This window comes from Alicycliphilus sp. T452 (assembly GCF_054512775.1).
In genome coordinates this window covers 34,801-41,309 of the sequence record NZ_JBTNEH010000033.1, presented here as the reverse complement: position 1 = coordinate 41,309, position 6,509 = coordinate 34,801, and the positions used below count along the sequence as shown (strand labels likewise).

The following is a 6,509-nucleotide window of genomic DNA, read 5'->3' as shown; positions in this document are numbered from 1 at the left end:
GAAGGCCGCGCTGTTCAGCTACATCGAGGGTTGGTACAACCCGCGCCGGCGTCACTCTGCGCTGGGCTACCACTCACCCGTGGAGTTCGAGAGCCGCATCGTCGCTGAGGTGCGTCCGGCAACGGAGATCAACGAGGAAGATCAAATCCCGGCTTGAGAATCAAGCCGATAACCGTCCGTGGAAACGAGGCAAGTTCATTCAATCAATGCCCGGCACCTTTGGTCTCCTGCCCTGTTTGATTTGGTTCGATATATGTTTCAATTGGCAACATTCAAACCTGTTGCCAGCAAGGTTGCGCGGGCCTAGCGTCCGTAATTTCTACGCCCAGTGCTACAGTGCAGGCAACCGGACCCATCAATCATTTGCTATAATCTAGATAGCAAAATATCATTTTCGGGAGAGTACAAATCCCCGAAAACACTCCAAAATCCGGCCGCAGGCCAAGGCCAAGCGTCTGAGGGACAATACGCAGTGCTGCAGCACCGCCGCTCTCCGGCGGCCTTTTTTCACCGTTGCACTTTGCCAAGGCCCACAGAGGCCTTTTTCTTTCGACCGCTATGGCCTCCCCCTCCACCGACATCACCGTCCTGCCCGAGCTGCAGGCCTACATCGACCCCCTGACCCCCGACGAGAACGAGGCGCTGGAGCGCAGCCTGCTGGCCGAGGGCTGCCGCGACGCGCTGGTGCTGTGGGGCAACGTGCTGGTCGATGGCCACAACCGCTACCGGCTGTGCACCAAGCACGGCCTGCCGTTCCAGACCGTGCAGAACACGCGCTTCCAGAACATGGAAGACGTGCACCTGTGGATGATCGACCAGCACCTGGGCCGGCGCAGCGTGTCGGAGTTCCAACGCGGCGTGCTGGCGCTGCGCAAGCGCGAGATCATTGCCGAGCGCCGCGCGGCCGCCGCCGCGGCCGTGGTGGCCGCCAAGGCCGAGGCCGGGCAATCGCCCGAGGCGCAGGCTCCCTGGGAAGGCGACACCGACCCCGTCGTGGCCAAGGCCCTGGCGAGCGTGCCCAAGGTGCCCGAGGACGCGCTCGACACGCGCGAGGCCCTGGCCCGCGCCGCGCGGCTGACCGCCGCCCAGGTGAAGATGATCGAGGCCATACACCAGAACGCCGCGCCCGAGGTGGTGGCCGCCGTGAAGTCGGGCGAGCTGTCCCTGAACGCCGCCGCCGTGGTCGCCACCCTGCCCGTGGATGAGCAGAAGAGCATGGCCGCGGGCGGCGCGCAGGAGCTCAAGCAGGCCGCGCGCCGCGTGCGCGATGCCAGGAAGAAGCCCAAGGCCGAGACCCCCGCCACCGCGCAGGAGGGCGACGGCCCCGCCGCATCGCCCGACGCGCTGCGCCAGCGCGTGGCCGAGCTGGAGGCCGAGAACGAGCGCCTGCGCCAGCAGGTCAAGGCCCTGCAGGACCTGCTGGCCGAGCAGGGCTGACCAGCCACTACTCCAGCCACACGCCGAAGTCCCGGCCCAGCCGCTGCACGTCGTCCGGCGTATCCACGTCGGTGGTGCAGCGCGCATGCGCGAGCGGCACCATCTGCACCCGGTCGCCATGGGCGCGCCGCCATTCGCGCACGCCCGCGCCGCCCTGCGCCCGCAACACCTGGCCGCGCACCAGCGGGCCGAACACGATCGGGTGGCCCGGCTGGCCCGCGTGCTGGGGCACGGCCAGCTCAACGCCCGCGGCGCGCACGCGCCACGCGGCCAGCATGGCCTGCACATCCTGAAGCTCCAGCAGCGGCTGGTCCGCCAGCACCACCAGCAGCGTCGCCAGGCCGTCGGGCAGCGCGGCCAGGCCGCAGCGCAGGGATGCACCCGGGCCCTCGTCGGGCGCGGGGTTGGCGACCCAGCGCAGCGCCATGCCCCGCGGCGCAGGGCCCGCCTGCCGCAGCACCGGCTCCAGCCGCTGTGCGTGGTGGCCCAGCACGACCACGGCCTCGTCCACGCCGGCCTCGGCCAGCAGGCGGATCTGGCGCAGCAGCAGCGGCTCGCCGTCGCGGCGCAGCAGGCTCTTAGGGACATGGCCCATGCGCCGCCCCGCCCCCGCGGCCATGAGCACCGCGCCGATGCGCTGCGGACGCGCTCGCATCAGCCGGCCAGGCATGCGGAGCCCGGCCCCGCCAGGCCCTGGCTGTCCTTGACGTGCGCCACGTCCACGCCGGGCGGCAACGCCACGCCGTTCTTCACCGCCAGCACCTCGGCCATGATGCTCACCGCGATCTCGGGCGGCGTCTTGCTGCCGATGTAGATGCCGACGGGCCCGCGCAGGCGCGCCAGGCTTTCCCCGGTCTGACCCAGGTGCTCGATCATGCGCTGGCGGCGCGCCTGGTTGTTGCGCCGGCTGCCGATGGCGCCGATGTAGAACGCGGGCGTCTCCAGCGCCTGCAGGAGCGCCAGGTCGTCGAGCTTGGGGTCGTGCGTGAGCGCCACGACGCACGAGCGCGCGTCGGGGGCGAACGCGGCGACGGTGTCGTCGGGCATGGTGGCGAGCAGGCGCGCGCCAGGCACGGCGAAGCCGCTGCGGTATTCCTCGCGCGGGTCGCAGACGGTAACGGCGAAGCCGCAGAACAGCGCCATCGTGGCCAGGTACTCGCTCATCTGCCCGGCGCCGATGATGAGCATGCGGTACTCGGGCCCGAAGGTGTTGACCAGCTGCTGCGCGTCCAGCACCAGTTCGGCCGGCGCCTGCGCGGGCGTCAGCGCGACGCCGCCGTCGGCCAGGCGCACGCTGCGCTGCACCAGCTGCCCGGCATCGAGCCGATCCACCAGCGCCGCAAGGCTCGCGGCGTCGGGGTCGAACTCGATCAGCAGTTCCAGCGTGCCGCCGCAGGGCAGGCCGAAGCGGTGCGCCTCGTCGGCCGTGACGCCGTACTTGGCGAACTGCGGCGGCCCGGCGTGCGGCAGCGCGTCGGCCACGCCCGGCTGGGTGTAGCGGGCGATCATGTCGTCCTCGACGCAGCCGCCCGAGACCGAGCCCGTCACGGCGCCATCATCGCGCAGCGCCATGATGGAGCCCACCGGCCGGGGCGACGACCCCCAGGTGCGCACCACCGTGGCCAGGATGGCGCCGTGGCCCGCCTGCCGCCAGTCGCGCAGCGCGCGCAGCACGGTGACGTCGATGTTTTCCATGGCGTGCCCTCTCAATCCCCGTCGGCGGCGGGTTTGTCGCCGCCCTTGAGCCGGGACCACATCTTCTTGAGCGCGCCGGGCTTCTCCCCGGCCTCCCCGGCTTCTTCGGGCGGCGGGCCGTGGCGGCGCTGCATCTCCTCGTCGAAGCGCTTGAAGAAGCTCTCGGCCATGGACCTGGCCACGCCGTCGATCAGGCGCTGGCCCACCTGGGCGATCTTGCCGCCCACGGTGGCGTGCACCGTGTAGGCGAGCTCGCAGCCCTCTTCCTGGGGCGTGAGCGTGACCCGGGCGCTGCCCTTGCCGAAGCCGGCCACCCCGCCGTTGCCCTCGAAGTTGAGCGTGTAGCCGTGCGGGGCGTTCACGTCGGCCAGATGGATGGCGCTCTTGAACTTGGCGGCCACGGGGCCGACCTTGATCGCGTTGACGAGGGCGTAGGCGCCCTCGCCCGTGGCCTCGATGCTGTCGCAGCCGGGGATGCAGATCTTCAGCACCCCGGGGTCGTTCAATGCATCCCAGGCCTGTTGCTGGCCGATGGCGAGCTGGCGTGCGCCTTGCATGTCCATGGTGCGGTCTCCTTCATCGTTCGAGCAGGGCGGCGATGGCGCCCGCCAGTTCCTGCAGTTTGCTCACGTTGTGGACGGCCAGCATGCCGTCGCAGGCGCGATGCAGCTGCGCCGCGCCGCGCGCGCTGGGCGCGTAGCCATCGAAGCGCAGCAGCGGGTTGAGCCACAGCATGCGGCGGCAGCGGCGCCCGAGCCATGCGAGCTCCTCGGCCAGCGCGCCGGGTTCGCCGGTGTCGAGCCCGTCGCTGACGATCAGCACCAGCGTGCGCCGGCCCACCAGGCGGCGCCCATGCCGCTGGCGCAGCTGCGCCAGGCTGTCGCCCAGCCGCGTGCCGCCGGCGAAGTCGTGGATGGCGCGGCCCGCGTCCGCCAGCATGGCGTCGGTGTCGGCCTGCGCGAACGCGGGCGTGAGGTCGGTCAGAGCGGTGCCGAAGGCGAACACGTCGCGGCGCACGCGCAGGTTCGCGCCGTCCAGCCGCGTGCGCGCCGTGGCGGCATGCAGGAAGGCGAGCAGGAGCCGCGCGTAGCGCTCCATGGAGCCCGACACGTCCACCAGCAGCAAGAGCGGCAGCGGCTGGCGCCTGCGCCGCAGGCGCGCGAGCGAGACCAGGTCGCCGCCGCTGCGCGCCGCCCGGCGCAGCGTGCGCGCCCAGTGGACGCGCGCGCCGCGCTCGCCGCCGCGCGTGCGCCGCGACGCGACGCTGGGCAGCGGCAGCGGGATGTCCCGCACCAGGCGTTCGACCAGGCGGTATTCGCTGGCGCTGAGCAGGTTGAAGTCGGCATGCCGCAGCCGCTCGGCGGCGCCGGCGGTCATGGCGGCGTCCAGGTCCACCGCCTGGTCGGGGCCCGCAGCCTGCTGTGCCTGGGGCTTCGGGGGCGCCAGCGCTTCGCGCACGCGGGGGCGCTGGCGCGGCGGCTCGGCACGGCCCTCGGCGCGCGGCAGCATCTGCGCGAGCAGCTTGTGCGCGAGCTCGGGGTCGCGAAAGAAGGCGTCGAACAGCTCGGCGAACACCGCGCGGTCCTGCGCGCGGCTGAGCAGCACCGCCTCCAGCGCGGCGGCCATGTCCTCGCGGCGCGCCACGCCCACGGCCTCGATGGCCTGCTGGGCCAGGGCGATGCGCGCGCCGTCGACGGGCACGCCGGCGCGGCGCAGCGCCCGGCCGAAGGCCACCAGGTTGGCCGCGAGCTTGCCGCTGCGCGCATCGCCCAGCTGCGGGGCGCGCCGCGGCGTGGCGGGGCTGGTGGATATTGTCATGCTCAGTCCTGCGCGGCCTGCAGCACATCGCGCGCCAGCGCCGCATCGAGCGCCGCCACGTCGTCGCGCTGCTTGAACAGGATGCCGGCGGTGTCCGCCACCACCTCGGGGTCGAGCACCAGGGTATCGAGCGCGACCAGCGCGCGCGCCCACTCCACCGTCTCGGCGATGCCCGGGGCGCGCTGGAAGCGGTCGGCGCAGGGGCTGCTGCGCAGCTGCTGCACGAACGCCGCCACCTGCGCGGCAAGCCGCTGCCCCGCCTGCGGCACGAGGGCGTGCACGATGGCCAGCTCGCGCTCGCGCCCGGGGTAGTCCAGCCAGTGGTACAGGCAGCGGCGCTTGACCGCGTCGTTGAGCTCGCGCGTGCGGTTGCTCGTCAGTATGGTCACCGGCGGCACAGCGGCGCGTATCGTGCCCAGCTCGGGAATGCTGACCTGGTATTCGCCCAGGTATTCGAGCAGGAAGGCCTCGAAGGGCTCGTCGGCGCGGTCCACCTCGTCGATCAACAGCAGCGCGCCGGGCTCCAGCGCCTCCAGCGCCTGCAGCAGCGGGCGGCGCACCAGGTAGCGCGGCTGGTAGACCTCCTGCTCCAGCGCGCTGGCGCTGGCCGTGCCCTCGTTGGCCCGCAGGTGCAGCAGCTGCGCGGCGTAGTTCCATTCGTACAGCGCCTCGCGCTGCTCCATGCCGTCGAAGCACTGCAGGCGCAGCAGCTGGCGCCCCAAGGCCTGGGCCAGGGCCTTGGCCAGCTCGGTCTTGCCCACACCGGGCTCGCCTTCGAGCAGCAGCGGGCGCTGGAGCTTGAGCGCCAGGAACACTGCCGTGGCCAGGCGCCGGTCGGCGAAGTAGCCCACGGCCTGCAGCGCCGCGGCCAGTTCGTCGATGGAGTTGCAGGCGCAGGGGGGCGTGGATGCGTTCATGGACTCTTCTTGGGGTCGTCTCAGAAAACGGAAAATTAAGCACGTTAAGCTCCAATTTCGCGCAGGTACTGGTACAACGTTTCGCGGCTGATGCCAAATTCACGGGCCAGCTTTGCCTTTTGTTCGCCGGCCTTGACGCGTTGCAGAAGTTCAGCGGCGCGTTCGGGCGAAAGCGCTTTCTTGCGGCCCCTGTAAGCTCCGCGCTGTTTGGCGAGCGCGATGCCTTCCCTCTGCCGTTCGCGGATCAATGCTCGCTCGAACTCGGCGAACGCGCCCATGACCGACAACATCAAGTTCGCCATCGGCGAATCCTCACCGGTGAAGGTCAGGCATTCTTTGACGAACTCGATGCGCACACCGCGCCTGGTCAGCTTTTGCACAAGGCGGCGCAGGTCATCGAGGTTGCGGGCCAAGCGATCCATGCTGTGCACCACCACCGTATCTCCTTCGCGCACGAAGGCCAGCAGCGAGTCAAGTTCCGGGCGCTGGGTGTCCTTGCCCGATGCCTTGTCGGTGAATACCTTTCCGACTTCGACCTGTTCCAGTTGCCGCTCCGGGTTTTGGTCGAAGCTGCTGACCCGGACGTAGCCGATACGTTGACCTTGCAAGATGCCCCCAAACAGAAAAGTGTCAGGAATAAAT

Annotated in this window: 8 protein-coding genes; 2 read left to right on the top strand and 6 right to left on the bottom strand. The window is 70.7% G+C overall.

What is annotated here, in order from left to right:
• The coding region (locus tag ACX12L_RS20870) for an IS3 family transposase (RefSeq protein ID WP_459264350.1) at window positions 1-157 on the top strand (157 nt) is incomplete at its 5' end.
• Between the two features lie 401 nt (window positions 158-558).
• Complete coding sequence (locus ACX12L_RS20865) at window positions 559-1,437, top strand: plasmid replication/partition related protein (protein WP_459264349.1); 879 nt, start codon at window positions 559-561, stop codon at window positions 1,435-1,437.
• A 7-nt stretch (window positions 1,438-1,444) separates the two neighbouring features.
• Here the strand turns inward: ACX12L_RS20865 and ACX12L_RS20860 are convergent, their stop codons facing one another.
• From ACX12L_RS20860 to ACX12L_RS20835, 6 genes are read right to left on the bottom strand one after another with little or no spacing between them, the layout of a single operon-like run.
• The gene (locus ACX12L_RS20860; RefSeq protein ID WP_459264348.1) at window positions 1,445-2,092 is read right to left on the bottom strand and encodes a nucleotidyltransferase family protein; all 648 of its coding nucleotides are present in this window, start codon (window positions 2,090-2,092) and stop codon (window positions 1,445-1,447) included.
• Window positions 2,092-3,132: an XdhC family protein gene (locus ACX12L_RS20855; protein WP_459264347.1), complete on the bottom strand. Its 1,041-nt coding sequence runs from the start codon at window positions 3,130-3,132 to the stop codon at window positions 2,092-2,094. The genes ACX12L_RS20860 and ACX12L_RS20855 overlap by 1 nt, the downstream gene beginning before the upstream one ends.
• Window positions 3,133-3,143: 11 nt before the next feature.
• Window positions 3,144-3,695 carry a CoxG family protein gene (locus ACX12L_RS20850; protein WP_459264346.1) on the bottom strand — a complete coding sequence of 184 codons (552 nt, stop codon included), beginning with the start codon at window positions 3,693-3,695 and terminating at the stop codon, window positions 3,144-3,146.
• A gap of 13 nt (window positions 3,696-3,708) precedes the next feature.
• Window positions 3,709-4,950: a vWA domain-containing protein gene (locus ACX12L_RS20845; RefSeq protein ID WP_459264345.1), complete on the bottom strand. Its 1,242-nt coding sequence runs from the start codon at window positions 4,948-4,950 to the stop codon at window positions 3,709-3,711.
• Window positions 4,951-4,952: 2 nt separating this feature from the next.
• Window positions 4,953-5,867: an AAA family ATPase gene (locus tag ACX12L_RS20840; protein ID WP_459264344.1), complete on the bottom strand. Its 915-nt coding sequence runs from the start codon at window positions 5,865-5,867 to the stop codon at window positions 4,953-4,955.
• A gap of 44 nt (window positions 5,868-5,911) precedes the next feature.
• Window positions 5,912-6,475 (bottom strand): recombinase family protein, encoded by a 564-nt coding sequence (locus ACX12L_RS20835; protein ID WP_003799980.1) that lies wholly within the window; start codon window positions 6,473-6,475, stop codon window positions 5,912-5,914.
• Window positions 6,476-6,509 lie beyond the last annotated feature (34 nt).